The organism is Rhodopseudomonas parapalustris (assembly GCF_053772255.1).
The window spans coordinates 16,078-41,776 of the sequence record NZ_JAMKBZ010000003.1 but is presented as its reverse complement, the minus strand read 5'-3'; the positions used below and the strand labels follow the sequence as shown (position 1 = coordinate 41,776).

The window sequence follows — 25,699 nt, the reverse complement described above, 5'->3', positions numbered from 1 at the left end:
CAATCACATCAGGTTGGCTTCGAGATCTTCCAGCATCTGGAGGGTTTCGAGATCGCCATTGTCTTCGAGCAGTTCGCGCAGCGTCGGCAGGTAATTGTGCAGGATGCGCAGGTCGTCGAGTCCCTGCTTGTCGCGCAGCTCAGTGCGCTTCTGGGCGAAGTATGCCCAGAACGGATTCTTCGCAGCATCGACATGGCGTTGCAGCCGCTGCATCACCCGTTCGGAGCGACCCTCCCAGTCGCAGTGTTGGAAGCTGACATAACGATCGAAGGAAGCTGACATTCCGGGCCTCAAAACGTGGGAACCCAGGCTGGAAGCAATCGGTATGCCATGGTCCGCGAGTCGGGTGAGGCTGCGCTGAAGCGCCGCGGGGCTTGGACGTTCGGCGAGGGGAGGGGTACGTAGTATTCCGGAGAGCGGCGGCGGAAGCGCCGATTTTCCCGGTACGATGGCCCAGCGGCAGGTTCCATTTTCTCTTAACCAATTGATCTGGTAAGAGAATCAATCTGGCCATCAGCGCTAACCAAGCGTTAACCATAGCGGCGCATGGTTCCATTTCAGGCCGCTTAAACTGCATTTAACTAAAACCCGCCTTAATCGCGCTCCTCTGTTCTGCCACATCTGTATGCGGTATCTTGGGTCGCCGCAGACCGATGGGGAAAAGTCGGGAAGCGAGCGAAATGACAGTCGGCACGGGACGGCGAAGGTCGTCCAACCAACGTGGGGCCCGCTACATGGGGTTTCGGAAATCGCTCGGCGCGATCGGAATCGCGCTGCCGGTGATCGGTTGCGTCTGGACGGTCTATGCCAACACCGTCGGCGCCAGCATCTATCCGACCGTCGGCTCGTGGCGTGACGATCAGAGCACTCGTTCGTCGATCGAGCGCACCTCGTTCTCCGCCCGGTTCGAACCGCTCGCCGCCGCCGCCGAGGCTGCGCCGCAGCTCATGGCGTCGCTGGCGCTGAAATCCGCTTTCAAACGCCAGGAAGAGAAGGGCGTTCAGGTCGCCTCCGCTGATCCGGCTGACGTTCCGGTCACCGCCAGCGTCGAGGCCTCCGAGCCCGCCAAGACCGGTCATCGCTATTACGCTTTGCTCGATCCTTCCTATTCGTTCGGATTCCAGCCCGACAGGTTCAAACAGCCGGTGCAAAATACGCCGGTGGCCGCCCAGACCGAGGACGACGCCAAGGTTGGCGTCGCGCCGCCGCCGTCTCCGGTGAAGGAAGCGATGAACGTGCCGCTGCCTCCGCAGCGCACCAAGTCGGTCGCCGCCGTCACGCCGCGCAATCCGTCGCGCAATCCCTACAGCCACGAAGCTCTGGTCGCCCGCGCCAAATCGGCGATCCTGATGGCGGCGCAGAACCACAAGTCGAGCTTCTTCGAAAAGCTGTTCGGCAAGGTCGACAGCCCGGCGCTGGCCTACGCTTCGGCCGACACCAGCGACCTCGACGTCGGTCAGGTTCGCGACAGTGCCTTCAATCCCTCGGACGAGGACCGCTACACCGCGGTTTACGACATCAGCGCCAAGGTCGTGTACATGCCGGACGGCTCCAAGCTCGAGGCGCATTCCGGTCTCGGCGCCCGGATGGACGACCCGCGCCACGTCAACGTCAAGATGCAGGGCGCGACCCCGCCGCACATCTACGACCTGAAGATGCGCGAGAAGCTGTTCCACGGCGTTGCCGCGATCCGTCTCAACCCGGTCGGTGGCGAGGACGTGATTTACGGCCGCACCGGTCTGCTCGCCCACACGTACATGCTCGGGCCGCGCGGCGACTCCAACGGCTGTGTGTCGTTCAAGGACTACAACGCCTTCCTGCAGGCGTTCAAACGCGGCCAGGTCAAGCGTCTCGTCGTCGTCGGCAGCATGACCTGATCGAGGCTTTCTAAGCGAACGCGGATGCGGGGCCTTCCGTGTCCCGCGTCGCTGATGCCTCCTCTCCACAATCCGTGAACAGCGCCGGCGGAACCGTTTGGCCGGGCTCGTACTTGGTCGATCAAACGGAGATCGACCATGACCTCACGCCTGTCCGCCGCCGTGTTCGCTTTCACTGTCGCCGCTGGCGGCTCCGCTGTCGCCCAGGAGCAGGGCACGGCCGCGCAACGCGAGGCCTGCACGCCCGATGCGTTCCGCCTATGCGGCCAGTTCATCCCCGACGCCTCCCGGATCGAGAGCTGTCTGCGTGAGGCTGGGCCGCGGCTGAGTCCGGCCTGTTACGTTGTATTCAATCCGCCAAAAACCGAGCAGAGGACGTTGCGCACCGTGCGGCGACAGCCGGGTCCGCGCGAGTTCGAACAGACCGACGATGAAGGGCGGATGGGCGGGAGGTTTGATCGCTGGTGACGCTGGTGCTGCGATGATGCCGAAGCTGTTCCGCGAGGCGATGGACGCGCGATATTTCCTGAGAACGAGGAGGGCGAAACTCGTGTCCGCCTTCCTCGTGAGTTGAAGCTGGCACCGAAGGCCAGGTGTCGTCCCGCTCAGCGGCAGACGCGGGTAGTGCGAACCACGCGGCGACCGTAGGGCCCACGAGTCACCACTTTGCGGACGGTGCAGTGCGGACCGCGTCTGATCACCCGCTTGCGGACCACGTAGCGCTGCGCCGAGACGTCTGTCAGCGGGGCGGCGGTCTGCGACGGTGCCGGAGCTGCGACGGCCGGCGTAGCGAGGGCTCCCAGTCCGAGCAGGGTGGCGCCGGCGACTCCCAGGACGAGTTTCTTCAAATCCAGTTCTCCTCTTCGGCGCGCTTCAGTACGGCCGGTGCGGCATAACGGCCGAAGTTGCATTTCGTTGCAGTCGTGTGCAGCGAAGCCGTATGTGCCCGCCGCATCCGCCCCGGCGAGGGCCGGAGCGGACTTCGAATAGGGGGTGGGGCCTCGCGTCGGTTACTTCAGTCCGCCGGTGACGTGCAGCGTTTCGCCGGTGACGTAGGAGGCACCGTTGGAGGCGAGGAAGGCGACGACGGCCGCGATCTCATCGGCTTCGCCGACGCGGCCGAGCGGGGTGATGGCTTCGATCTGCTTGCGCATGTCGCCTTCGTGGAATCCGGCGGTCTTGACGCCTTCGGTGACCACCATGCCTGGATTGACCGCGTTGACGCGGATCTTGCGCGGCGCAAGTTCCTTGGCGTGAATGGCGCTGATCAAATCAACCGAGGCCTTGGTGGCGCCGTAGACCGACGAGCCCGGCATCGCCAGCGTCGAGGCGCCGGAGGAGATGTTGACGATGCTGCCGCCGTCGTTGAACTGCGCCACGGCGGCCTGCGTCACCAGCAACAGGCCGAGCACGTTGATGTCGAACTGGCGGCGGAAGTGCTCGGGCGTGATCGAGCCGAGCGGGGCGAATTCGTAGACGCCGGCATTGTTGACCAGCACGTCGATCTTGCCGAGCGCCTTCACCGTCTCGGCAACGATCTTCTCGGCGTCGGCCGGCTGGGCGAGGTCGCCGTGCACGGCGACGGCCTTGCCGCCGGCGGATTCGATCTGCTTCACAACCTTGTCGGCACCGTCCTTGCTGGAGGCGTAGTTCACCGCGATTGCGGCACCCTCGGCCGCCAGCTTCAGCGCGATCGCGGCGCCGATGCCCTTCGACGCGCCGGTCACCAGCGCCACCTTGCCTTGCAGAGTCTTGGTCATGATCGTTCAGTCCTGATTGGGAGATTATTGTTCAATAGTTCCGAAATATGGGACTATTGAACGAGGTCAAGGGGTAGCCTATATTTTTTCCATGGTGCAGTTCGTTCATCCCGCGCGCGACGACATCACGCTGGCCGGCGTGCTCGCAGCGCTGGCCGATCCGATGCGGCTGCAGATCGTCAGGTCGCTGCTGCAGGAGGGCGACTGTCTGTCGTGCACGGCGGCGGCGCCGTGTCCCGATATCCCGAAGTCGACGCTGTCGAACCATTTTCGCGTGCTGCGCGATGCCGGCCTGATCCAGACCACGAAGAAGGGCGTCGAACATCGCAACGTGGTGCGCGAGGCCGACATCAACGCGCGGTTTCCGGGGTTGCTGAAGGCGATCTTGAAGCACGCAAACGTGGAGGGGCTGCGCTGATCAGCGCAGCAGTGCTTTCCGCAGCATTCGCCCTCGCAATTCGCTCAGCCTCAACTACTCTGGCCAAGCCGGCTCCAGCATCTCCGACCACGGCGCCCGCGCCAATTTACGTGTGACGTTCTGAGCAGACGCGAGAGGCTGCCGGATCCGTGAATCGTCCGGCAGCCTCTCGCGCTTCAATTCAACCCGCAGCAGCGCTTGTACTTCTTGCCCGAGCCGCAGGGGCAGGGATCGTTGCGGCCGACCTTGCGCGCCGGCCGCGGCGGCCCCCATTCGATGTCGCGTGGGGGAGGCTGGTGACCGAGCCGCCATTTGTTCAGCGCGATGATCCAGCGGGAGATATCGGTCGCCGCCGATGCTCCGAAAGCGTCGCGTTCGGCTTGCGGGAGGTCGGCGCCGGTTGCCGAGATGTCGGCCAGCCGCATCAGTCCGTCGAACGCCTCGCTCGTCGCTGGATCGGCCCTCCGCAACGCCTCCCAGGCCTCCGGGCAGAAGTCCAACGCTGCCGCGAAGCCGTCGACCCAGACTTCCCAGACGACGTCGTTGTCGTCCACGATCGGCAGCAGCGGGCGGTAGCGTTCGGGGTGTTCGGACAAGGTGAGCGCGACGGAATTGTAGTGCTCCATGATGAGCGCAAACACCCGGTTGGCGTGCGCCAGATCCGAGAACGGCGAGGTTTTCTCGCCGCCGGCATCGTAGACGACCGGCAGCCACTCGCCGGGTTTGATCAGCTCGGGACAGACCAGCAGCCCGGCGACGAAGCCGTCGAGCTCTTCCAGCAGCATGGCGTCGGGTCCGAGAGCGGACAGCTCGTCTTCGAGCCGCACGAGGCGGCGCGGCGGTTTTGGAGGCACGGCGCTGGTTCCGGTTCCAGTGAGGGACGGTGTCTCCACCATCTGTAGCCGAGGTGGGAGGAAGCGCAATGCAAGGGGGCGGCCGACGGCTTCGAATCTGAGGGGCCCGGAAATCAGATCGGACAATCGTCGCGGCTTCGATCCGGCGCGCTATTGGTTTGCTTTGGCCGCCAGGCGATGAGCATCTATGGCCTGAGCGTCGCAAGGACCGGGCGCAGGTAGTGAAGCAGCTTGGGTGGGTTCTCCGTCATCGGGAAATGCCCGAGTTCGGGCATCTCGGTCACGGTCGCTCCGTCGATCCAGCCGGCGAGGGCGTGAGCGTCCGCGACGGTGGCGGAGAAGTCGTAATGCCCGATCATCAGGTGCACAGGAATGCGGCGCCCGTCGATGCGGCGGGCGACAGTCTCGCCGTCGAACTCGTCTGAATAGAATGCAAGGTCGCCGTCGTAGATGCCGGGCGCACCCTGCGAATAGATCCACGCCGCGCGACGCCGATCGTCCGCGGGGCTCGACGGACTCATCAGCCCCCGGACATAAGCGGCGGAATGCCAGCCGGCATTGACTTTCGCATGGGTGAGAAACGCATTGCGCCGGCCGCGTGGCCGTAGCGGGGCTTCGAGCGCGACGACCGCCTTCACCAGATCCGGTCGCTGGGCGGCGAGCGCCATGGCGATGCCCGCGCCCATCGAACAGCCGATCAGTCCCACGGGCTGAGCAATGACCTGCTCGATAAAGCTGACGCACCAGTCGAGATAGGTCGCCTGGTCGAGCCGATAGATGCCGCCGTCCCAGCCGATGGGGGGCATCGAGCGGCCATGAGACGGCAGATCGAAGCCGATCAGGCGCCAGTCGCGGCCGAGTTCAGAGTCGCACATCACCCCGTGAAACTGCCGGGTGTCGGCACCTGCCGTATGCAGACACAACAGCGGCGAGCCTTGTCCCGCAGCTTCGGTGTAGATGTCGCCCTGCTCGCCGGTGGCCCTGCGCACCCGGTGATAGCGGCCGGTCAGCCGCGTCAGATCGACGTTGCTGCGCAACGGCTCCGCCGAGGTCAGATTGGCAAACACCGCCTCGAGGAAGGCTCTCGCCTGGGCGATCGCCAGTGCTTCGCCGCTCACCGTGAACTGCGCGTTGCGGAGCTGGATCGACGAGAACGAATGAAAAGTCGGCGGCGGGTGAGGGGCCAGAACCTGCCGCCATGCGCTGTCCGGCCCGGACAGCGTGATATCGACGGGCCCATCGGCCACCGCCACGACCGGCGAGCCGTCGCGGCAGAGAATGGCTACCGCGGCGTTATCGATCCAAAACGCGATCGCCATGTCGAGTCCGCGGCCGAACGACTGCACCTCCGGAGCTGCGACCGCCCGCGTCAGCCGGTCGCGCAACTGGTCGATCAGCGTCATGCGTTGGGACCAATCAGCGCTTCGCCGTCAGATAACGGCCGATCTCGACATGATCGGCGGCCGGACCGAGCGCTTTCATCGCTTCGTCCCACAGTGCGGCGACCTGATCGGCCAGCGGCACGGCGACGCCGATCTGATGCGCAAGCTCGTCGGCGGTGCGGATGTCCTTCGCCATCAGCGCCAGTGAGAACCCCGAGGTGTACTTCTCCGGGATGACGAACTGCTTGAGCTTGTTTTCGGTCGAATTGTTGCGGCCGGTGGAGGCGTTCAGCACGTCGACCAGGACCTCGGGCTCGATGCCGAAACGGCCGCCAATGGCGAGCGCTTCCACCGCCGCGGCCAGACCGGCGGCGGAGACGTAGTTGTTGAGCGCCTTGGCGGCGTGGCCGGAGCCGAGCGGGCCGGTGCGGAAGATCGACTTGCCCATCGCCTTCAGGACCGGCTCGGCGCGATCGATGGTGGCGCCGTCGCCGCCGGCCATGATCGCCAAACTGCCGTCGATGGCACGTTTGACGCCGCCCGAAACGGGGGCATCGATGAAGCCGAAGCCGGCGGCGATCAGTTCCTCGCCGAGCGCGCGCGTGCCGATCGGCGCCGACGAACTCATGTCGATCACCACTGCGCCTGGCGCGAGACGAGCTTTGACGCCTTCGATCGCGCTCCGCACGATCTTGCCGTCACCCAGCAGCGTGATCACGGCGGCGGCGCCGGCGACCGCATCTGTCGCCGTCGAGGCCGCAGTGCCGCCCGCCTCGGCGTAGGCGGAGCGCGCTTCGGCCGAGATGTCGAAGCCGACGACGTGATAGCCGGCGCGTGCCAGACAGGCCGACATCGGACGGCCCATGTTGCCGAGGCCGATCACGGCAATGCGTGCGGGCGGAGTGATGGCGGCTGACTGCGACACTGGCGTTCCTCTCGATGGTGTTTTGTTTTTGAAGATCGTGCTGAGCCGTCGTTGCTGCTCAGGTTTCACCGCGGCGGAGCGCGTCGAGCGCGATGGCGGCGGCGTTGTTGATGTGCTGCACGCAGGCCTGTTCGGCACCATGTTCGTTGCCGTTCTCGATCTCGTCCAGGATGGTGCCGATCTCCTGCAGGCTGTGACCGATCCGGTTGGGCTGCGTCATCGAGGTCATCCGCAGTACCGTCACGCGGTTCAGCAGCATCTTGAGAAAGCGCTCGACGAAGACGTTGCCGCAGCCTTCGAGCAGAGCGGCGTAGAACTCGGTCTTGGCGGCGAGGAGTTCGCTGCGATCATCGTTGCCGGCGACCGCGACCATGCGTTCGTACTGCGCTCGCAGGCGGCCGATAATCGCCGGGTCGCGACGCTTGGCGCATTCGCGGCCGGCGAAACCTTCGAGCAACGCGCGCAGGTCGTAGAGCTGGGCGGCTTCGTCGGCGGTGATGGTGCTGACGATCGGGCCGCGGTGCGGGATCGTGGTGACCAGCCCTTCGGCCTCGAGCTGCCTCAGGGCCTCGCGGATCGAGGTTCGCCCGACGCCGGTCTGCTCGCACAATTCGCGCTCGATTAATCGCTGTCCGGGCTTGAACACGCCGCTGCCGATCGCCGAGCGCAGGCGGTTCTCGACCAGCAGGCGAAGGCTGGTGGCTTCACGCGAGACGTTGAGGTTCGAGTCGGTCTTGGGCATGCAGCGATCTGGCTGATTGTCAGACAATCTGTCAAGCAGCTTGACGGATGGTCTGATTTGTGGCGACCTCGACCCCAATCAAAACAGACCTAATGGTCACCGGGAGGAATAAGCCATGTCGAAGATGTCGCCCCGCGCGGGGCTGAACCGTCGTTCGTTGCTCGCCGGCACTGCGTCGCTGCTCGCCAGTCCAATGATCGGAAGCGCGGCGCGCGCCGAGGCCAAGCCGGTCAACATCGGTGTCATCATGCCGCTGTCCGGTGCCAATGCGCAGTTCGGCATCAACTCCCGCAACGGGATCGAGCTCGTCGCTGACGAGATCAACGCCGCCGGCGGCATCAAGGCGCTCGGCGGTGCCAAGATCAATCTGATCGTTGCGGACGCGACCTCGACTCCGACCACGGCCGGTACGGTGGCGCAGCGGCTGATCTCGCAGAACGAAGTCACCGGGATTCTCGGCGCGTTCGCCTCGTCGCTGACCATCGCCATCTCGGAAGTGACGGAGCGGCGCGACATTCCGCTGCTGACGATGTCGTTCGCCGACCAGATCACCGGGCGCGGCTTCAAGAACATCTTCCAGGTCGTCGCCAAGGCGTCGGCGCTCGGTAAGGCGCAGCTCGACTACACGCTGGCGATCGCGCAGGCCGCCGGCACCAAGATCGACAAGATCGCGATCATGTACGAGGACACCGCCTACGGTACGGCTCAGGCGAATGGGCTGCGTGCTGCTGCCAAGGCCGCCAACGTCGAAGTGGCGATGGACGACGCCTATCCGCTCGGCATCACCGACACCACGCCGCTGATCAACAAGCTGCGCGCCTCCGGCGCCCAGGCGGTGTTCCCGGTGTCCTATCTCAACGACAGCCTGCTGATCATCCGCACCATGCGTCAGCAGCGCATCACCATGCCGGCGATCGGCGGCGCAGCCGGCTATGTCATCCCGGATTTCGAGAAGGGTCTTGGCGAATTTGCCGAAGGCGTGCTGTCGATCGCACCGGCGAACTACGATCTGGCGCCGGATCTCACCGAGCGTTTCCGCAAGCGGTTCGGCTACTTCATGGTGCACGAAGCGCTCGAACACGCAGTGGCGCTCGACGTGCTGGTGCAGGCGATCGAGAAGGCCAAGTCGGCCAAGCCAGAGGATGTCGCCGCCGCGCTGCGCGGTGCCAAGTTCACCGGCGGTTGGACCAAGGCGATGACCGGCGGCGCCGTTCAGTTCGACCCGACCGGTCTCAACGTGCTGTCGGTGCCGGTGATGGTGCAGTGGCGCAACAAGGAGCTGGTGACCGTATGGCCCAAGGACGTGGCCAAGGGCACCGCCGAGTGGAAGAGCTGAGCGAAGCCTGACGTGTCCTTCGTTCAAGCCATCATCGACGGCCTGCTGGTCGGCGGCGTCTATGCCGTGATCTCGATCGGGCTGACCCTCGTCTACGGCGTGATGGGCATCGTGAATTTCGCGCAGGCGGAATTCCTGATGATCGGCATGTTCGTGTCGTGGTTCGCCTGGGCCTATCTCGGGCTCGATCCGGTTCTCGCGGCGCCGCTGTCCTTCGCGGTAGCGTTCGCGATCGGCTGGGTCGTGCAAGGGCAACTGATCTCGCGGGTGCTGAAGGCACCATCGGTCGCGCAGATCTTCCTCACGGTCGGGCTTTTGATCGTGCTGGAGAACGGCGCGCTGCTCACCTTCGGCTCCCAGTTCCGCTCGGTGGTGACGAGCTATCAGACGATGTCGCTGTCGCTCGGCGCGCTGTTCATCAGCGTGCCGTATCTGATCGCGTTTGCGATGTCGCTGGCCTGCGGCGTGGCGCTGTGGTGGTTCATGCGCACGAGCTGGTTCGGCCGGGCGATGCGCGCCACCGCGCAGAACCCGATGGCGGCGCAGTTGATGGGGATCGATACAGGTCTGATGTACAAGATGGCGTTCGCGCTCGGCGTCGGGCTCACGGCCTTCGGCGGGGCGGTGATCCTGCCTTATGTCGCCGTGTTCCCCGGCGTCGGCGGGCAGTTCGTCGTGCTGATGTTCACGGTGGTGGTGCTCGGCGGCCTCGGTAGTGTCGCCGGCGCGGTGGTCGGCGGGCTCGCGGTCGGCGTCATTCAGGCGCTGTCGTCGCTGGTGTTTCCGATTCAGCTCCAGAATCTGGTATTGTTCATCGTCTTCATCCTGGTGCTCGCCGTGCGACCGCAGGGCCTCGTCGGAGCACGCCGATGAAACGTTGGCTTGCTCTCGCTATCCTCATCGCAGTGGCGGCTGTGCTGCCGCTACTGCTCAGCCCGACCGGATACTGGATCCGCGTGCTCACCTTCACGCTGCTGTTCGCCGCGATGGCGCAGGCGTGGAATCTGATCGGCGGCCTCGCCAATCAAACATCGCTCGGCCACGCGGCGTTCTTCGGCATCGGCGCCTACACCTCGACCATCCTGCTGCTGAAATTCGGCATCAGCCCGTGGCTCGGCATGTTTGCGGCCGGCGCGCTCGGCGGTCTCGCGGCGCTGGTGATCGCAATCCCGACGCTGCGGCTGCAGGGGCATTACTTTGCCCTCGCGACGCTGGCATTCGGCGAGGTGATGCGGGTGATCGCGAATGTCTGGGCTCCGCTGACTGGCGGCCCCGGCGGGCTGTCGGTGCCGTTCACGCCGCCGAGCTTCGCCGGCTATTCGTTCAAGCAGCTCTTGCCCCACGCCTATATCGCGCTCGTCGCGCTGATCATCGTCACGGCGATCTTCGAGATCATTCGGCGCGGTGCGATGGGCTATCGGCTACGGGCGATCCGTGAGAACCAAGCCGCGGCCGAAGTGATCGGCATCGACACCACTAAGGTGAAGCTGCAGACTGCGGTGATCTCCGGCGTGCTGATGGGGATGCTCGGCACGCTGTACGCCCAGGTCGCCGTATTCTTCGATCCGGACACCGTGTTCAGCGCTGCGGCGATCTCGATCCGCGTCGCGCTGATCGCGATCCTCGGCGGCGTCGGCACCGCTGCCGGTCCGATCCTCGGCGCGCTGTTCATCATTCCGGTGGAGGAATTGATGAACGACCTGTTCTCCGCGGGTGCCGCAGGCCTGTCCCAACTGATCTTCGGCGCGATCCTGATCGCGGTGATCCTGTGGAGGCCGCGCGGCTTCATCACGGTGTGGGACGCGCTGCGCGACCGCTTCGCCCGCGGGGAGACCCGCTGATGACGATTCTCGATGTGCGCGGCCTGTCCAAGCGGTTCGGTGGTCTGCAGGCGTTGTCGGACGTGACGTTCACTGTGCCACGCGGGCAGATCGTCGGTCTGATCGGCCCCAACGGCGCAGGCAAGACGACGTTCTTCAGCACGCTGGTCGGATTGATCCGCCCGGACAGTGGAAGCATCAAGCTCGGCGACACCAGCTTGGTTGGGATGAAGCCGCACAAGGTGGCGGCGCTCGGCATGACCAAGACGTTCCAGAACGTTGCGCTGTTCGCAGAAAGCTCGGTGCTCGACAACGTGCTGACCGCTGGGCTGCTGCGCTATGACGTCGCGACCGCGCGGGAGCAGGCGCTGATCTGCCTCGATCGGGTCGGGCTGAAGTCGGTGGCGCACAAGCTCGCCGGCGATCTGTCGTTTCCGGAGCGTGCGCGAGTCGAGCTGGCGCGGGCGTTGTGTACCGGTCCGAAAGTGCTGCTGCTCGACGAGGTGATGGCGGCGCTCAATCCGGTCGAGATGCAGGAGATCATGGACTTGATCCGCTCGCTGCGCGACGACGGGTTGACGCTGCTCGTGGTCGAACATCACATGCGCGCCATCATGACGATCTGCGATCGCATCCTGGTGCTGAACTTCGGCAAGCTCTTGGCCGATGGCACCGCCCAGCAGGTCGCCAACGATCCGGTGGTGATCGAGGCCTATCTCGGGCGCTCGGCGGAGGCGCACACATGAATGCCGTCACGCCGCTGCTCGAGATCAAAGGGCTCCATGCCGGCTATAACGAGGTCGATGTCCTGCACGGCATCGATCTTGAGATTCGCGACGGCGAGTTCGTCTGCATTATCGGCGCCAACACCGCCGGCAAGAGCACGATCCTGCGCGCGATCTCCCGTCTGGTGCCGCGTGTCTCAGGCACGCTTCGATTCGCCGGGGCCGATCTGACCGGCCGCGCCGCGCACGAGGTGCCGGCACTTGGCATCGCTCATGTGCCGGAGGGACGCCACGTCTTCCCGGACATGAGCGTCGAAGACAATCTGATGCTGGGCGCGTTCACGGCGCGCACCGCCGGCGATCTGCCGCAGCGGATGCAGCGGATCTTCGAACTGTTCCCGCGGCTGCGCGAGCGCCGCGGTCAGCTCGCCGGCACGCTGTCCGGCGGCGAGCAGCAGATGGTGGCGGTCGGCCGCGCGCTGATGCTGCAGCCCAAGCTGCTGCTGCTCGATGAGCCGAGCCACGGGCTGGCGCCGAAGGTAGTCGAAGAGATGCACGACGCCTTCGTCAAGATCCACAGCGGCGGCACGTCGATCCTGTTGGTCGAGCAGAACGTCGGCCTCGCGCTCGATGTGGCGACGCGGGGTTACGTGCTGGAGACCGGGCGGATTACGCTGCAGGGCTCGTCCGCTGAGCTCGGCCAAAATCCCGCCGTTCGCGCTGCCTATCTCGGCATATGATCGAACGCACCAACCTCAACGAATCGAAGCAATTGCAGAGCGAAAGGACGATACCTGTGAGCTATGACCAGAAGATCACCCTTGGCGGCATGTTCGACATCGGGCTCTCGGCCCGCCGCGAAGTCCTCGGCGCGGAGTACGTCGACAAGTCGATGAAGTCGACCAACGACTTCATGATGGCGTTCCAGCACATCACCACCGAATGGTGCTGGGGCTACGCCTGGAATCGTCCGGGGCTCGATCGCAAGACCCGCAGCATGCTGAATCTGGCGATGCTCACCGCGCTCAACCGCGCCCCGGAGATCAAGCTGCATACCCGCGGCGCGATCACCAACGGCGTCAGCGTCGAGGAGATCAAGGAAGTGCTGCTGCACGCCACGGTGTATTGCGGCATTCCGGCCGGCCTCGACGCCTTCAAGGCGGCGAATGAAGTCCTGAAGGAAATGGGCGAGGTGGAGTAGCGACGACGTCGCTACCCCGCCGGGACAAACTGGTGTGAGACGTTCTTTGCGATGGTGTAGCAGCCGAGGCCTTCGGTGCCGCCTTCGCGGCCATAACCACTGTCCTTGACTCCGCCGAACGGCGTTTCGGCAGTCGATGCCACGAAATGGTTGATGGTGAGATTGCCGGTCTCCACGTCGGTCGACAGCCGTTGCACGTTGTCGGCCGACCGGGTGAAGGCGTAGGCGGCGAGGCCGAAGGGCAGGGCGTTGGCCTTGGCGATCGCCTCGTCGAGGTTGCGCACCGGATTGATCAGCGCCAGCGGACCGAACGGCTCTTCGTTCATGGCGAGTGCGTCGTCGGGAATGTCGGCCAGCACTGTCAGCGGATAGTAGTAACCGCGGTTGCCGAGCCGCTGTCCGCCGGCCATCACGCGGGCGCCGCGTGATTTGGCGTCCGCCACCAACCGCTCCATCGCTTCCACCCGGCGCACATTCGCCAGCGGGCCGAGCTGGGTGGCCGGATCGAGACCGCTACCAATTCTGAGCTGCGCGGCGCGCTCCGCAAAGGTCGCGGCGAAGCGCTCGTACAACGATTCATGGACGAAGAACCGCGTCGGTGCGACGCAGACCTGGCCGGCATTGCGCGACTTCGCGACGGCCGAAGCGGCGGCGGTCGCGACCGGATCGACGTCGTCGCAGACGATGACGGGACCGTGGCCGCCGAGCTCCATGATCGCTGGCTTCATCGCCCGTCCGGCCATCGCGGCGAGGTGCTTACCGACAGGAACCGACCCGGTGAAGGTGATCAGCCGGATGGTCGGATGCGGCACCAGATGATCGGAGATCGCCGCAGGATCGCCGTACACGAGATTAAGGACGCCCGGAGGCAAGCCAGCGTCGTGGAAGGCACGCACTAGCTGCAGGGCGCCCGCCGGCGTTTCTTCGGACGCTTTGAGGATGATCGAGCAGCCCGACGCCAGCGCACCGGCAACCTTGCGTGCCGGTGAGCTCATCGGAAAATTCCAGGGCGAGAACGCGGCAACCGGCCCGATCGGCTGACGATACACCGTGTGCTGCAGGCCGGGACCGGCAGGGATCACGCGGCCATACAGGCGCATCCCTTCGGTGGCGTCCCATTCGATGATGTCGCAGCCGCGCAGGATCTCCAGGCGAGATTGGTCGAGCGGCTTGCCTTGCTCCAGCGTCATCGCGACCGCCATCTGATCGACGCGTTCGCGGATCAGCGCGGCGGCGCGCAAGATGATCTGGGCCCGTGCGTTCGGTGGTGTCTTGCGCCACAGCCCGAAGCCGCGCGCCGCTGCGTCGAGCGCATCGTCGAGGTCGGCGGTCGTCGCGTGCGGCACGGTGCCGAGCACGCTTTCGTCCGCCGGATTGATGATCGGCGCCCCGGGCCTGCGAAGCCAATGTCCGCCGACATAGAGCTCGATCTCTGGATAGGTCATTGCCAAGTCCGCTTGCTGTTTGAAGCGCGAGCGATCCTGCCCGCTTGCGTCGCATCCAATCATATGTTCCTATAACAGAACAAGAGTTCTGTCAGACAGAACGATAAGATAATCGCGACAAGATGGGAGGCGGCATGAAGCTGCAGAGGAGGGGGGCGTGCTGAGAGGCTGCGGCGGCGACAGTCGGGGCTCGCGGGATGCCTGCGCGCCGGCCGATCATGCCGCTCGGCGTCTGGCCGAGCCGCGCGTTTGGTTGCTCACGACCGAGGAGGCCGGCGTTGAAGCAATCTGAATCAATCGCCGAGACCTTCAATCATCTCCCGGAGATGTTGGAGCGCGATCCGTCGCTGGTTCATCGCGGACGGATGCTCGACGTCGACTGCCTGCTCGGCTCGGTCGAGCAGGCGTTCCACGTCGCGATCCGTGCCGGCCGTATCACCGACGTTGCGCCGGCACCGGTGCTGATGCGGCCTTGGACCTTCGCGTATCGGGCGACGCCCGAGGCGTGGAGTGCCTATTGGCAGCCGATGCCGGCCGCGGGATGGCACGATTTGCTCGCACTCACCAAGCGTGGCGCCGCGACCCTCGAAGGTGACATCAAGCCGTTCATGATCCACCTGCAGTATTTTAAGGATCTGCTCGCGCTGCCCCGCACAGGAGGCGCGCGATGACCGGCCACATTGAACCGATGGTCGGCCGCTACGTGCACGTCGAGATCGCCGGCACGACGCACCGGATCTATTTCGAGGAGGCGGGCAGCGGCATTCCGCTTGTCTGTCTGCATACCGCCGGCTCGGATGGCCGTCAGTGGCGCCATCTGCTTGCCGACGAGGAGTTCGCGAAGGACTTCCGCATCATCGCATTCGATCTACCGTGGCACGGTAAGTCGAATCCGCCAGCGGATTGGGACGGCACTGAGTATCAGCTCACGACCGCGCGTTACACCGAGACGATCCGCGCGTTCTGCGCTGCGCTCGATCTCGATCGGCCGGTGGTGATGGGCTGCTCGATCGGTGGCCGTATCGTGCTCAATCTGGCGATCGACCACGCCGCTGAGTTCAGGGCGCTGATCGGTCTCGAAGCGGCGGACTTCCAGGCGCCCTGGTACGATACGGGCTGGTTGAATCGCCCCGATGTTCATGGCGGCGAAGTCTGTGCGGCGCTCGTATCCGGCCTGGTCGCACCGCAGAGTCCGCCCGAGACGCGGATGGAAACGCTGTGGGCCTACAAGCAGGGCGGCCCCGGTGTGTTCAAGGGCGACCTGTATTTCTATCGCGTCGACGGCGATCTGCGCGGGCGAACAAAGGCCATCGATACCAGCGTGTGCCCGCTCTATCTGCTGACCGGCGAATACGATTTTTCCTGCTCGCCGGAAGACACGCTGCGCACGGCCGCAGGGATTCCCGGTACTGCGGTCGTGGTGATGGAGAAGCTCGGCCATTTTCCGATGAGCGAGAACCCGGAGCAATTCCGGCGCTACATCGCGCCGGTTCTTCAAGCCATCAAACAACAAAAAGCCATCTAAGGAGGAACCCATGACGACCCGAACATTCAAGAAAGCGCTGTACCTTTCAGCCGCACTGCTGCTGTCGATCCTGCCTGCGAAGGCCGCAGAAACGATCAAGATCGGCGTGCTGAACGATCAGTCCGGCGTGTTCGCCGACAATGGCGGCACCGGTTCGGTCGCCGCCGCCAAGCTCGCGGCCGAAGACTTCGGCGGCGAATTGCTCGGACAGAAGATCGAGGTGATCTCGGCTGACCACCAGAACAAGCCGGATATCGCCGCGGCGACGGCGCGGCGCTGGTTCGACACCGAGGGGGTCGACGTCATCGCCGATGGCGCAGCATCGTCGGCCGGCTTCGCCATTCTCGAGGTGGCGCGGCAGAAGAACAAGATTTTCGTGATCAGCGGCCCGGGCTCGTCCGACTTCACCGGCAAGGCGTGTTCGCCGGTCAGCTTCCACTTCAACTACGACACCTATGCGCTGTCGAAGATGACCAGCGACGCCGTCACCAAGGCGGGTGGCAATACCTGGTATTTCATCACGGCGGACTACGCGTTCGGTCATGCATTGCAGCGCGACGCGACCAAGTTCATTGAAGCCGCCGGCGGCAAGGTGGTCGGCTCGTCTGCTCATCCGCTGGGCTCGACCGACATGGCGTCGTTCCTGCTGCAGGCGCAAGCCTCGAAGGCCAAGGTGGTGGGGCTTGCGACGTCGGGTGCCGACGTTCAGACCGCGATCAAGCAGGCGGGCGAGTTCGGAATCGTGGAAAGCGGGCAGCAGCTCGCCGGCCTGCTTGTCTTCATCACCGACGTCAACGCGCTCGGCCTCAAGGCGACGCGCGGGCTGCAGGTGACCACCTCGTTCTATTGGGACCTGAATGACGACACCCGCGCCTGGGCGAAGCGCTATTTCGCTGCGACCGGCGGCAAGGTGCCGAGCATGGTGCAGGCCGGCGTCTACAGCGGCGTGCATCACTATCTCGCTGCCGTGAAGGCCGCCGGCACCAAGGATCCGGCGATCGTCGCCAAGAAGATGCACGAGATGAAGGTCAACGACATGTACAATAAGGACGTCGCCGTGCGCCCCGACGGCCGTGTTCTGCACACGATGTATCTGGTGCAGGTCAAGAAGCCCGAGGAATCGAAGTACAAATACGACTACTACAAGGTGCTGACGACGGCGCCGGGCGAGCAGGCGTTCCGTCCGATGAGCGAGGGGAACTGTCCTCTGGTCCAGAACTGACGTTTATCCAGGGCGGGCGTGCCGTCGCGGCGCGCCCGTCTGCTTCGATCCCGGAATGAAAAGGAACTTGCAATGGCTGCGATCGGTTTCATCGGTTTGGGTGTCATGGGCGAGCCGATGTGCCGCAATCTGGCTCGAAAGTCGGGCGCTGCGGTTTACGGCTTCGATCGCGCGGATGCGCCGCTGCAGCGGCTCGCGGAGGTGGGCGTCGAGCGCGCCGCTTCGCTGGCGGATCTTGCCGACAAAGCCGACGTGATCTTCATGGCGCTGCCGAGCGGGAAACACGTTCAGGCCGTCTGCGAAGGCGAGGACGGCCTGCTGCGTCACGTTTCGGCGCGTCACACCATCGTGGATCTCGGCACGTCACCGGTCGAGGCCAGCCGTGAACTGGCGGAGCGCTTCGCCGCCAAGCGGGCGGTGTTCGCCGATGCGCCGATCGCCCGCACGCGACAGGCGGCGGAGGAGGGCACGCTGAGCGTGATGGTGGGGGCCGATGCGGCGACATTCGAGAAGCTGCGGCCGCTGATCGCGACGTTCGCGACCGATATCACCCATTGCGGCGGCGTCGGCGCCGGGCAGGTGGTGAAGATCCTCAACAACATGGTGCTGATGCAGACGGTGGTCGCGCTCGGCGAGGCGCTCGAGACCGCCAAACGCGCCGGCCTTGATGCCAAGCTGGTTTTCGAGACGCTGGCGAAGGGATCGGCCGACAGCTTTGCGCTGCGCAATCACGGCATGAAGGCGATGCTGCCCGACGTTTTCCCGGAGCGGGCGTTTTCGACCGAATACGCCCGCAAGGATATCTCCTACGCGCTCGATCTGGCGCGGTCGGTGTCGATCGAGTTGCCGGGTGCCGAACTCGCCGACCGTATGCTCGGCGAGGCAATTGACGCCGGATATGGCGATCTCTACTGGCCGGTGCTGGCGCGCGTCATCCGGGCGTCGCGAACAGCTTAAGGGAAAAGGCGCGATGAAGCGGACGTCGACCGGACCGACCACCTCGGAGGCCCCAGCTCAGACCGGTGACGGCGTCGCGGCGGTCGAGCGGGCGCTTGCGATCGTGGCCGCGCTGGAGACCTCCGATCAGGCGATGAGCCTGGCCGAACTGGCGGTCCGCACCGGGTTCTACAAGAGCACCATCCTGCGGCTGCTGGGATCGCTGACCGCGACCGGCTACGTCACGCGATTGCCCGACGGCAATTACGATCTCGGACCCGCGGCATTCCGACTCGGCTTGGCCTTCACCCGCAAGAATGCGCTCGCTCATCATGTGGTGCCGGCGCTGCAGGAGCTGGTCGACCGCGGCACCGAGAGTGCATCGTTCCATGTCCGCCAGGATGCCGACCATCGGCTTTGTCTGTTCCGGGTGAATTCACGGCACGCTACGCTCGATCGCGTCGAGGCAGGCCAGAGCTACGCGCTGCTGCGCGGCGCCGCGGGTCACATCATCCTGGCCTATGACGGCCGTGCCGGCGCGCGCTACGCCGCGATCCGCGCCGAAGGGTTCGACGTGTCGCTCGGCGAGCGCGATCCGAGCTGTGCCGCGGTGGCGGCTCCGGTATTCGGGCCGCACGACGTGCTGATCGGTGTGATTTCGCTGTCCGGTCCGCGCGAGCGCTTCGGCAAGACCGAAGTCGCGAACATGAAGCGTGTGCTCGGGCCGGTGGCCGAGAAGCTGACCAAGACATTGGGGGGCGTATGGCCGACGTATCGCGCTTGAGCGCCGCGCGGGCCTTGCGCTGCGCGACGAGGGTGCGCGGCTGATGGCTGCGTCGCAGACCATTCCCGACGTGCTGGTGATCGGAGGCGGCAACGCGGCGCTGTGCGCGGCGCTGATGGCCCGCGAGGCAGGGGCATCGGTGGTGTTGCTCGAGGCTGCGCCGCGGTCGTGGCGCGGCGGCAACTCGATGCATGTGCGCAATCTGCGCTGCATGCACGACGCGCCGCAGGACGTGCTGGTCGACGCCTATCCGGAAGAGGAGTTCTGGCAGGATCTGCGCAAGGTCACCGGCGGACTGACGGACGAGACGCTGGCTCGGCTGGTGATCCGGCACTCGTCGCGCTGTCGGCCGTGGATGCAGGGTCACGGCGTCCGGTTTCAGCCGCCCCTGTCCGGTGCGCTGCACGTCGCGCGGACCAATGCGTTCTTCATGGGGGGCGGCAAGGCGCTGGTGAACGCCTATTACCGCAGCGCCGAGACGCTCGGCGTGACGGTCCGCTACGACACGCCGGTGCAGCGCCTCGATCTGAAGGACGGCCGCTTTGTCGCGGCGATCACCGCCGGTGGCGAGCGGATCGCGGCCAAGAGCTGCGTGCTCGCCTGCGGCGGCTTCGAATCCAATCTGGAATGGCAGCGCGAGGCCTGGGGGCAGAACGACCGCGGGGAGTGGCCGGCGGAGAACTTCCTGATCCGCGGCACGCGCTTCAATCAGGGCGTGCTGCTGAAGTTCATGATCGACGCGGGGGCGGATTCGATCGGCGACCCGACCCAGGCGCATTGCGTCGCGATCGACGCGCGGGCGCCGCTCTACGACGGCGGCATCTGCACTCGCATCGACTGCGTCTCGCTCGGCGTCGTCGTCAATCGGGACGCGAAGCGGTTCTACGACGAGGGCGAAGACTTCTGGCCGAAGCGCTACGCGATCTGGGGCCGGCTGGTGGCGCAGCAGCCCGGCCAGATCGCGTGGTCGGTGATCGACCACAAGGCGATCGGCCGTTTCATGCCGCCGGTGTTCGAAGGCACGCAGGCGGACACGCTGCAGGAGCTCGCCGAGCGGATCGGGCTCGATCCGGCGGCATTCACCGAAACGTTGTCGACATACAACGCCGCCTGCCGCCCCGGCACATTCGACCACACCGCGCTCGACGATTGCCAGACCGAAGGCGTCGCGCCGGCCAAGACTCATTGGGCACGGCCGATCGATACACCGCCGTTCTATGCCTACCCGCTACGCCCCGGCATCACCTTCACCTATCTCGGGATGAAGACCGATGCCACCGCCGCCGTCCGTTTCGCCGGTGTGCCGAGCGACAACCTGTTCGCCGCCGGCGAGATGGTCGCCGGCAATGTGCTCGGCCAGGGCTACACGGCCGGCGTCGGCATGAGCATCGGTACGGCGTTTGGCCGTATTGCCGGCGTCAACGCCGCGCAATCCACCGGTTTTGCGCATCCGACCTTTGACGAGGAGTTTCGCTATGCGGCCGGTCGCTGAACCCGCCTCGCCGCCGCAGGAGACTGGCGCCTGCGAAGCCGTCAGCCTGACCAGCGCGCTCGGCGCCGACGAGGCCGAGATCGCGCGCGTCATGCAGATCTGCAACGCCTGCCGCTACTGCGAAGGATTTTGCGCGGTGTTTCCGGCGATGACGCGGCGGCTCGCCTTCGACCGGGCCGATACGCACTACCTAGCTAATCTGTGCCACAATTGCGGGGCGTGCCTCCACGCCTGCCAATACGCGCCGCCGCACGAATTCGCCGTCAGCGTCCCGCAGGCGATGGCGCGGGTGCGGGTACGTACCTACAAGGACTACGCGTGGCCACGGACGTTCGGCCGTCTGTACGATCGGGCCGGCCTGACGGTCGCGCTGGCGCTGGCCGGCGGACTTTCGCTGTTCCTGGCTCTGGCCGCGATGATGACCGGCGGCCTGACGCACGCCCCGCTCGCCGGCAACTTCTACGCGGTGTTTCCGCACAATCTGCTGGCCGTGCTGTTCAGCGTCGCGTTCTTCTATGCGGTGCTCGCGCTGGGGATCGGCGTGACGCGTTTCTGGCGGGAGGTCTCGCCGGCGCGGGACGACGACACGGCCGAGGCGGCGCGCGCACGGCTGCCTGCCGCAGCGGAGGCTTTGTCCGACGTGGCGCGGATGCGCTATCTCGGCGGCGGCCACGGCGACGGCTGCAACGAGGAGAGCGACCGCTTTACGCTGTGGCGGCGGCGATTCCATCAGCTCACGATGTACGGCTTCCTGGTGTGTTTCGCCGCCACCTGCGTCGCATCGCTGTATCACTATGGATTCGGTCTGCATGCGCCTTACGGCCTGCTCAGTGCGCCGGTGGTGCTGGGGTCGATCGGCGGCCTCGGTCTGATCGTCGGGCCGGCCGGGTTGTTGTGGCTCAACCTGCGCCGCGATCCGCAGCACAGGGAGGCATCGCAGCAGACGCTCGACCGTGGATTCATCGCGCTGCTGCTTCTGGTCAGTGCCACCGGCTTCGCGCTGCTGCTGTTGCGCGACACCCAATGGATGGCGCTGTGGCTCGCCATTCATCTCGGCACCGTGCTCGCGTTGTTTTTGACTCTGCCCTACGGCAAGTTCGCTCACGGCGTGTTTCGCGCGGCCGCGCTGCTGAAGTTCAATATCGAGAAGCGGCTGCCGAACCGTCTTGGCCTCGGCGGCGATTGAACGGCCGACTGGCTGGCGCGGGTGCCCCGGGCGGGGTATCGGATGTCCAAGAGCACGATCGCCGGCAATGAGCGGTCGCATGGAAGGAGGAGCCCATGGTCAACCGGTTCAGCGCGACGGCCGTTCCGTCCAGCGGCACGGACGCGCGCTATGAAGTCTTCGCGCTACGCTACGCGACCATGCGCAATCGACAGCCGCATCAGAATTTCATGTTTCCCGATCCGCATGAGACGGCGAGCGACCTCGATTACTTCATCTGGGTGATCCGCGGCGAGGGAAGGGTGATCCTGGTCGACACCGGATTCGGCGAAGTCGCCGCCAAGGAACGCAGCCGCACGCTCACCATCGACCCGGTCGATGCGCTGCGCCGGTTCGGGATCGACCCGCTGGCGATCGAGGATATCGTCGTCACGCATCTGCACTACGATCACGCCGGCAGCCTCGACAGCTTTCCCAACGCACGCTTCCACGTCCAGGATCGCGAGGTCGCCTACGCCACCGGGCGCTGCATGTGCCATCATGCCCTGCGGCATCCGTTCTCGGTGAACGACGTCACCGCACTGGTGCGGCACGTCTATGGCGGACGCGTCGTGTTTCACGACGGCGACGATGAACTGGCCCCGGGTATCAGCCTTCATCTGATCGGCGGCCATTCCAACGGGCTGCAGGTGGTGCGCGTCGAGACGTCGCGTGGTCCCGTCGTGCTCGCGTCGGACGCTGCGCATTTCTACGACAATTTCCTCAAGGGGAATCCATTCCCGATCGTCAGCAATGTCGGGGATATGTGCGAAGGGTGGCTCAAGCTGAAGCGGCTGGCCGGCGAGATCGACAGAATCGTCCCCGGGCACGATCCGCTGGTGGCGACGCTGTATCCCGCTGTGCCGGGGGATGTCGACGCCTTCATGCTACACGAGCCGCCACGGCCTATCCCATCGAAATAGATCCTCGATCTGCGCCTTGCCGTTCGAGCGCGCGCTCCAAACATCGCCTCGTATTCGACTGAGCGCCTGGCGAGCAGCGCTCGAGGCGCTGTTGTCACTACGGTGATCGCATTCGAGTGACTTGTCGGGGAATGCGGCGCGCCGTGTCGTTGCAGCAACCCGACGCTCACAAGATATCTGCGGCGGACCTTGGTCACCGCCTCACTCCGCTTTCGCATCGTTCAACAAAAAGCCCGGCGTTGCCGCCGGGCTTCGTTGTCTTTGCGAGGATAGCTGAACTTAGAAGTCCATGCCGCCCATGCCGCCGCCCGGAGGCATTGCGGGGCCGGCGTTCTTCTTCGGCAGTTCGGCGATCATCGCTTCGGTGGTGATCAAGAGCGCGGCCACCGAGGCGGCGTTCTGGATCGCGGTGCGGACCACCTTGGTCGGGTCGATGATGCCCTTCTTGACCAGGTCGCCGTATTCGCCCGACTGCGAGTCGAAGCCGAAGTTGTACTGCTCCTTCTCGAGCACCTTGCCGACGATCACCGAGCCGTCTTCGCCGGCGTTGATGGCGATCTGGCGGGCCGGGGCGGAGAGGGCGCGACGCACGATCTCGACGCCGGTCTTCTGGTCGTCGTTCTTGGTCTTGAGGCCCCTGAGCTGCTCGGAGGCGCGCAGCAGCGCGACGCCGCCGCCCGGCACGATGCCTTCCTCGACCGCGGCGCGGGTGGCGTGCATCGCGTCGTCAACGCGATCCTTGCGCTCCTTCACCTCGACCTCGGTCGCGCCGCCGACGCGGATCACCGCGACGCCGCCGGCGAGCTTGGCCAGACGCTCCTGCAGCTTCTCGCGGTCGTAGTCCGAGGTGGTTTCCTCGATCTGCGCCTTGATCTGCGCGACGCGGGCTTCGATGTCGGCCTTCTTGCCGGCGCCGTTGACGATCGTGGTGTTTTCCTTGTCGATCATCACCTTCTTGGCGCGACCCAGCATCTGCAGGGTGACGTTTTCGAGCTTGATGCCGAGGTCTTCCGAAATCGCCTGGCCGCCGGTCAGGATCGCGATGTCCTGCAGCATGGCCTTGCGGCGATCGCCGAAGCCCGGAGCCTTGACGGCCGCGACCTTGAGGCCGCCGCGCAGGCGGTTGACGACGAGGGTCGCCAGCGCTTCGCCTTCGACGTCCTCGGCGACGATTACCAGCGGCTTGCCGGTCTGCACCACGGCTTCGAGCAGCGGCAGCAGTTCGTTCAGCGACGACAGCTTCTTCTCGTTGATCAGGATGTAGGCGTCATCCATTTCAACGCGCATCTTGTCGGCGTTGGTGACGAAGTACGGCGAGATGTAGCCGCGGTCGAACTGCATGCCCTCGACGACGTCGAGTTCGGTTTCCAGCGACTTGGCTTCCTCGACGGTGATGACACCCTCGTTGCCGACCTTCTTCATCGCGTCGGCGAGGAACTTGCCGATCTCGGCATCGCCGTTGGCCGAGATGGTGCCGACCTGGGCGATCTCGTCGTTCGAGGTGACCTTCTTGGAGTTCTTGACGAGGTCGGCGACCACGGCTTCCACCGCCAAGTCGATGCCGCGCTTCAGATCCATCGGGTTCATGCCGGCGGCAACCGCCTTGGCGCCTTCGCGGACGATCGCCTGGGCCAGCACGGTCGCGGTGGTCGTGCCGTCACCCGCGGCGTCGGCCGACTTCGAGGCGACTTCGCGCACCATCTGCGCGCCCATGTTCTCGAACTTGTCGTCGAGCTCGATGTCCTTGGCGACGGTGACGCCGTCCTTGGTGATGCGCGGAGCGCCGAACGACTTGTCGAGGACGACGTTGCGGCCCTTCGGGCCGAGCGTGACCTTCACGGCATTGGCGAGAATGTCCACGCCGCGCAGCATGCGGTCGCGGGCGTCGACGCCGAATTTGACTTCTTTAGCGGACATATGAGGTTTCCCTGAATGTTGGAGTTGGGCCTCATCCTGAGGAGCCGGTCCCGCCGAATGGCAAAGCGGCGTCTCGAAGGATGAGCTGTCTGGAGTTTGCGTGGCTCACCCTTCGAGACGCCGGCTGCGCCGGCTCCTCAGGGTGAGGTCGGTGCGTAGCGTCAGGCCGCCTTCTTCTTGGCGGCGGCGTCGGTGATGACGCCCATGATGTCGCTTTCCTTCATGATCAGCAGCTCTTTGCCGTCGATCTTGACCTCGGTGCCGCTCCACTTGCCGAACAGCACGCGGTCGCCGACCTTCAGGTCGATCGGGATCAGCTTGCCGGCTTCGTCGCGGCCACCCGGGCCGACGGCGACGACTTCGCCCTGCGAGGGCTTTTCCTTGGCCGTGTCAGGAATGATGATACCGCCAGCGGTCTTCTCTTCGGCGTCGATGCGCTTGACCACGACGCGGTCGTGAAGCGGACGGAAGTTCATGCAAGTCCTCCTAAGTTTCTGAATTGTCTCAGAAAATCGAAAATTGGCAGTCGCGGGCGAAGAGTGCCAGCGCGACACCGACGAGATAAGCGAGGGATTTTGGGGAGACAAGGGCTGCGCGCGAAATTTTTAGCACTCGCACGGAACATCTGCCAATCACCGTGAACGAGGATGCGGCAAGGATCAAGCCTTGCTTCGCGCCAGCTTCCGCGAAGGTCTGTTAGCACTTACTTTAAGTCGCTGCCAACGCTGACTTTTTCTGCATTTGCCGTCGATTTTGCACTTGAGATGCCCAGCCCGGTTGCGTCACATTTTCAGTTGCGCGTTGGCCGGCAAGTGGAGACCGGAACCGGCCACCGCGGGGACAACAGACGGAAGGACGGCATTCCCACGCAATCCCGGTCGCCACTGTTGCGGAATGGCTGGTTCGGGAAGGAGGATTTATGGTCGAACGAGGTGCAGTTTCTGAAGACTTCAGGAAGCAGGTGCTCGGCTACGGTCTGACGACGGCCGAGATTCTTTATCGCCGCCCCGACCGGCAATGGCTGCTGCAGAGCTACACTTGGCAGAATTACGATCTGGCGCCCGATTTCCCCGCCCTGAACGACTTTCTCAGCTTCTGGAAGACAAAGCTGGAAGGGCCGCTGTTCGCCGTCACCGTCGCGCACTCCAAGCTGATCAAGCCGGCCGAACTGCGCGCGGTCGACGGCGTCTTCAGACTGCACTAATCCCTTG

Annotated in this window: 28 protein-coding genes; 18 read left to right on the top strand and 10 right to left on the bottom strand. The window is 65.0% G+C overall.

Going from position 1 to position 25,699, the window contains the following annotated elements; translation table 11 throughout:
• Nucleotides 1-3: 3 nt before the first annotated feature.
• Nucleotides 4-282: a N(2)-fixation sustaining protein CowN gene (gene cowN / locus M9H71_RS03695; RefSeq protein ID WP_455403744.1), complete on the bottom strand. Its 279-nt coding sequence runs from the start codon at nucleotides 280-282 to the stop codon at nucleotides 4-6.
• A gap of 398 nt (nucleotides 283-680) precedes the next feature.
• Between cowN and M9H71_RS03690 the strand changes: the two genes are divergently transcribed.
• Both M9H71_RS03690 and M9H71_RS03685 read left to right on the top strand, forming a co-directional pair.
• Entirely contained in the window at nucleotides 681-1,877 is a 1,197-nt protein-coding gene (locus M9H71_RS03690) for a DUF2778 domain-containing protein (protein WP_455403743.1), read from the top strand.
• Between the two features lie 138 nt (nucleotides 1,878-2,015).
• Nucleotides 2,016-2,345: a hypothetical protein gene (locus M9H71_RS03685; RefSeq protein WP_455403742.1), complete on the top strand. Its 330-nt coding sequence runs from the start codon at nucleotides 2,016-2,018 to the stop codon at nucleotides 2,343-2,345.
• Nucleotides 2,346-2,482: 137 nt separating this feature from the next.
• Here the strand turns inward: M9H71_RS03685 and M9H71_RS03680 are convergent, their stop codons facing one another.
• Nucleotides 2,483-2,725 carry a hypothetical protein gene (locus M9H71_RS03680; RefSeq protein WP_455403741.1) on the bottom strand — a complete coding sequence of 81 codons (243 nt, stop codon included), beginning with the start codon at nucleotides 2,723-2,725 and terminating at the stop codon, nucleotides 2,483-2,485.
• A gap of 162 nt (nucleotides 2,726-2,887) precedes the next feature.
• Nucleotides 2,888-3,637: an SDR family NAD(P)-dependent oxidoreductase gene (locus M9H71_RS03675; protein ID WP_455403740.1), complete on the bottom strand. Its 750-nt coding sequence runs from the start codon at nucleotides 3,635-3,637 to the stop codon at nucleotides 2,888-2,890.
• 91 nt (nucleotides 3,638-3,728) lie between these two features.
• On the opposite strand from M9H71_RS03675, the gene M9H71_RS03670 reads away from it, so the two are divergent.
• Nucleotides 3,729-4,055: an ArsR/SmtB family transcription factor gene (locus M9H71_RS03670; protein WP_455403739.1), complete on the top strand. Its 327-nt coding sequence runs from the start codon at nucleotides 3,729-3,731 to the stop codon at nucleotides 4,053-4,055.
• 176 nt (nucleotides 4,056-4,231) lie between these two features.
• On the opposite strand, the gene M9H71_RS03665 is transcribed toward M9H71_RS03670, so the two are convergent.
• The 4 genes from M9H71_RS03665 to M9H71_RS03650 all read right to left on the bottom strand — a co-directional run bounded on the left by M9H71_RS03665 (nucleotide 4,232) and on the right by M9H71_RS03650 (nucleotide 7,958).
• Nucleotides 4,232-4,951, bottom strand: a complete 720-nt coding sequence (locus M9H71_RS03665; RefSeq protein WP_455403738.1) for a UPF0149 family protein — start codon at nucleotides 4,949-4,951, stop codon at nucleotides 4,232-4,234.
• 143 nt (nucleotides 4,952-5,094) lie between these two features.
• Nucleotides 5,095-6,228: an alpha/beta fold hydrolase gene (locus tag M9H71_RS03660; protein WP_455403737.1), complete on the bottom strand. Its 1,134-nt coding sequence runs from the start codon at nucleotides 6,226-6,228 to the stop codon at nucleotides 5,095-5,097.
• A gap of 97 nt (nucleotides 6,229-6,325) precedes the next feature.
• Entirely contained in the window at nucleotides 6,326-7,216 is an 891-nt protein-coding gene (locus tag M9H71_RS03655; protein ID WP_455403736.1) for an NAD(P)-dependent oxidoreductase, read from the bottom strand.
• Nucleotides 7,217-7,274: 58 nt separating this feature from the next.
• Nucleotides 7,275-7,958 carry a GntR family transcriptional regulator gene (locus tag M9H71_RS03650; protein WP_455403735.1) on the bottom strand — a complete coding sequence of 228 codons (684 nt, stop codon included), beginning with the start codon at nucleotides 7,956-7,958 and terminating at the stop codon, nucleotides 7,275-7,277.
• A gap of 115 nt (nucleotides 7,959-8,073) precedes the next feature.
• Between M9H71_RS03650 and M9H71_RS03645 the strand changes: the two genes are divergently transcribed.
• The 6 genes from M9H71_RS03645 (at nucleotide 8,074) to M9H71_RS03620 (ending at nucleotide 13,040) form a co-directional block, all read left to right on the top strand.
• Nucleotides 8,074-9,294, top strand: coding sequence for an ABC transporter substrate-binding protein (locus M9H71_RS03645; RefSeq protein ID WP_455403734.1), 1,221 nt, complete (start codon nucleotides 8,074-8,076; stop codon nucleotides 9,292-9,294).
• 12 nt (nucleotides 9,295-9,306) lie between these two features.
• Entirely contained in the window at nucleotides 9,307-10,167 is an 861-nt protein-coding gene (locus M9H71_RS03640) for a branched-chain amino acid ABC transporter permease (protein WP_455403733.1), read from the top strand.
• Nucleotides 10,164-11,135: a branched-chain amino acid ABC transporter permease gene (locus tag M9H71_RS03635; RefSeq protein WP_455403732.1), complete on the top strand. Its 972-nt coding sequence runs from the start codon at nucleotides 10,164-10,166 to the stop codon at nucleotides 11,133-11,135. The genes M9H71_RS03640 and M9H71_RS03635 overlap by 4 nt, the downstream gene beginning before the upstream one ends.
• On the top strand, nucleotides 11,135-11,860 hold the full coding sequence (locus M9H71_RS03630) for an ABC transporter ATP-binding protein (RefSeq protein ID WP_415218649.1): 726 nt from the start codon (nucleotides 11,135-11,137) through the stop codon (nucleotides 11,858-11,860). The genes M9H71_RS03635 and M9H71_RS03630 overlap by 1 nt, the downstream gene beginning before the upstream one ends.
• Nucleotides 11,857-12,579: an ABC transporter ATP-binding protein gene (locus tag M9H71_RS03625; RefSeq protein WP_164607239.1), complete on the top strand. Its 723-nt coding sequence runs from the start codon at nucleotides 11,857-11,859 to the stop codon at nucleotides 12,577-12,579. Before M9H71_RS03630 ends, M9H71_RS03625 begins: the two co-directional genes overlap by 4 nt.
• An 89-nt stretch (nucleotides 12,580-12,668) precedes the next feature.
• The gene (locus M9H71_RS03620) at nucleotides 12,669-13,040 is read left to right on the top strand and encodes a carboxymuconolactone decarboxylase family protein (protein WP_164607272.1); all 372 of its coding nucleotides are present in this window, start codon (nucleotides 12,669-12,671) and stop codon (nucleotides 13,038-13,040) included.
• A gap of 11 nt (nucleotides 13,041-13,051) precedes the next feature.
• Here M9H71_RS03620 and M9H71_RS03615 read toward each other — a convergent pair whose 3' ends face one another.
• Complete coding sequence (locus M9H71_RS03615) at nucleotides 13,052-14,485, bottom strand: NAD-dependent succinate-semialdehyde dehydrogenase (RefSeq protein ID WP_455403731.1); 1,434 nt, start codon at nucleotides 14,483-14,485, stop codon at nucleotides 13,052-13,054.
• Nucleotides 14,486-14,763: 278 nt separating this feature from the next.
• Here M9H71_RS03615 and M9H71_RS03610 point away from each other — a divergent pair, with 278 nt between their 5' ends.
• The 8 genes from M9H71_RS03610 (at nucleotide 14,764) to M9H71_RS03575 (ending at nucleotide 22,571) form a co-directional block, all read left to right on the top strand.
• Nucleotides 14,764-15,156, top strand: a complete 393-nt coding sequence (locus M9H71_RS03610; RefSeq protein WP_455403730.1) for a hypothetical protein — start codon at nucleotides 14,764-14,766, stop codon at nucleotides 15,154-15,156.
• On the top strand, nucleotides 15,153-16,010 hold the full coding sequence (locus M9H71_RS03605; RefSeq protein WP_230762021.1) for an alpha/beta fold hydrolase: 858 nt from the start codon (nucleotides 15,153-15,155) through the stop codon (nucleotides 16,008-16,010). Before M9H71_RS03610 ends, M9H71_RS03605 begins: the two co-directional genes overlap by 4 nt.
• Nucleotides 16,011-16,020: 10 nt before the next feature.
• Entirely contained in the window at nucleotides 16,021-17,232 is a 1,212-nt protein-coding gene (locus M9H71_RS03600) for an ABC transporter substrate-binding protein (protein ID WP_230762020.1), read from the top strand.
• A gap of 39 nt (nucleotides 17,233-17,271) precedes the next feature.
• Nucleotides 17,272-18,189 (top strand): NAD(P)-dependent oxidoreductase, encoded by a 918-nt coding sequence (locus M9H71_RS03595; protein ID WP_455403959.1) that lies wholly within the window; start codon nucleotides 17,272-17,274, stop codon nucleotides 18,187-18,189.
• Nucleotides 18,190-18,202: 13 nt separating this feature from the next.
• Nucleotides 18,203-18,952: an IclR family transcriptional regulator gene (locus tag M9H71_RS03590; protein WP_164607252.1), complete on the top strand. Its 750-nt coding sequence runs from the start codon at nucleotides 18,203-18,205 to the stop codon at nucleotides 18,950-18,952.
• 43 nt (nucleotides 18,953-18,995) lie between these two features.
• The gene (gene tcuA, locus M9H71_RS03585; protein WP_455403729.1) at nucleotides 18,996-20,444 is read left to right on the top strand and encodes an FAD-dependent tricarballylate dehydrogenase TcuA; all 1,449 of its coding nucleotides are present in this window, start codon (nucleotides 18,996-18,998) and stop codon (nucleotides 20,442-20,444) included.
• Entirely contained in the window at nucleotides 20,428-21,630 is a 1,203-nt protein-coding gene (tcuB, locus tag M9H71_RS03580) for a tricarballylate utilization 4Fe-4S protein TcuB (protein WP_455403728.1), read from the top strand. Before tcuA ends, tcuB begins: the two co-directional genes overlap by 17 nt.
• A 95-nt stretch (nucleotides 21,631-21,725) precedes the next feature.
• Entirely contained in the window at nucleotides 21,726-22,571 is an 846-nt protein-coding gene (locus M9H71_RS03575) for an N-acyl homoserine lactonase family protein (RefSeq protein WP_455403727.1), read from the top strand.
• A gap of 279 nt (nucleotides 22,572-22,850) precedes the next feature.
• On the opposite strand, the gene groL is transcribed toward M9H71_RS03575, so the two are convergent.
• Both groL and groES read right to left on the bottom strand, forming a co-directional pair.
• The gene (gene groL / locus M9H71_RS03570; protein ID WP_455403726.1) at nucleotides 22,851-24,488 is read right to left on the bottom strand and encodes a chaperonin GroEL; all 1,638 of its coding nucleotides are present in this window, start codon (nucleotides 24,486-24,488) and stop codon (nucleotides 22,851-22,853) included.
• 161 nt (nucleotides 24,489-24,649) lie between these two features.
• Nucleotides 24,650-24,964 (bottom strand): co-chaperone GroES, encoded by a 315-nt coding sequence (gene groES / locus M9H71_RS03565; protein WP_455403725.1) that lies wholly within the window; start codon nucleotides 24,962-24,964, stop codon nucleotides 24,650-24,652.
• Between the two features lie 443 nt (nucleotides 24,965-25,407).
• Here groES and M9H71_RS03560 point away from each other — a divergent pair, with 443 nt between their 5' ends.
• Nucleotides 25,408-25,692, top strand: a complete 285-nt coding sequence (locus tag M9H71_RS03560; protein ID WP_455403724.1) for an usg protein — start codon at nucleotides 25,408-25,410, stop codon at nucleotides 25,690-25,692.
• Nucleotides 25,693-25,699: the final 7 nt, after the last annotated feature.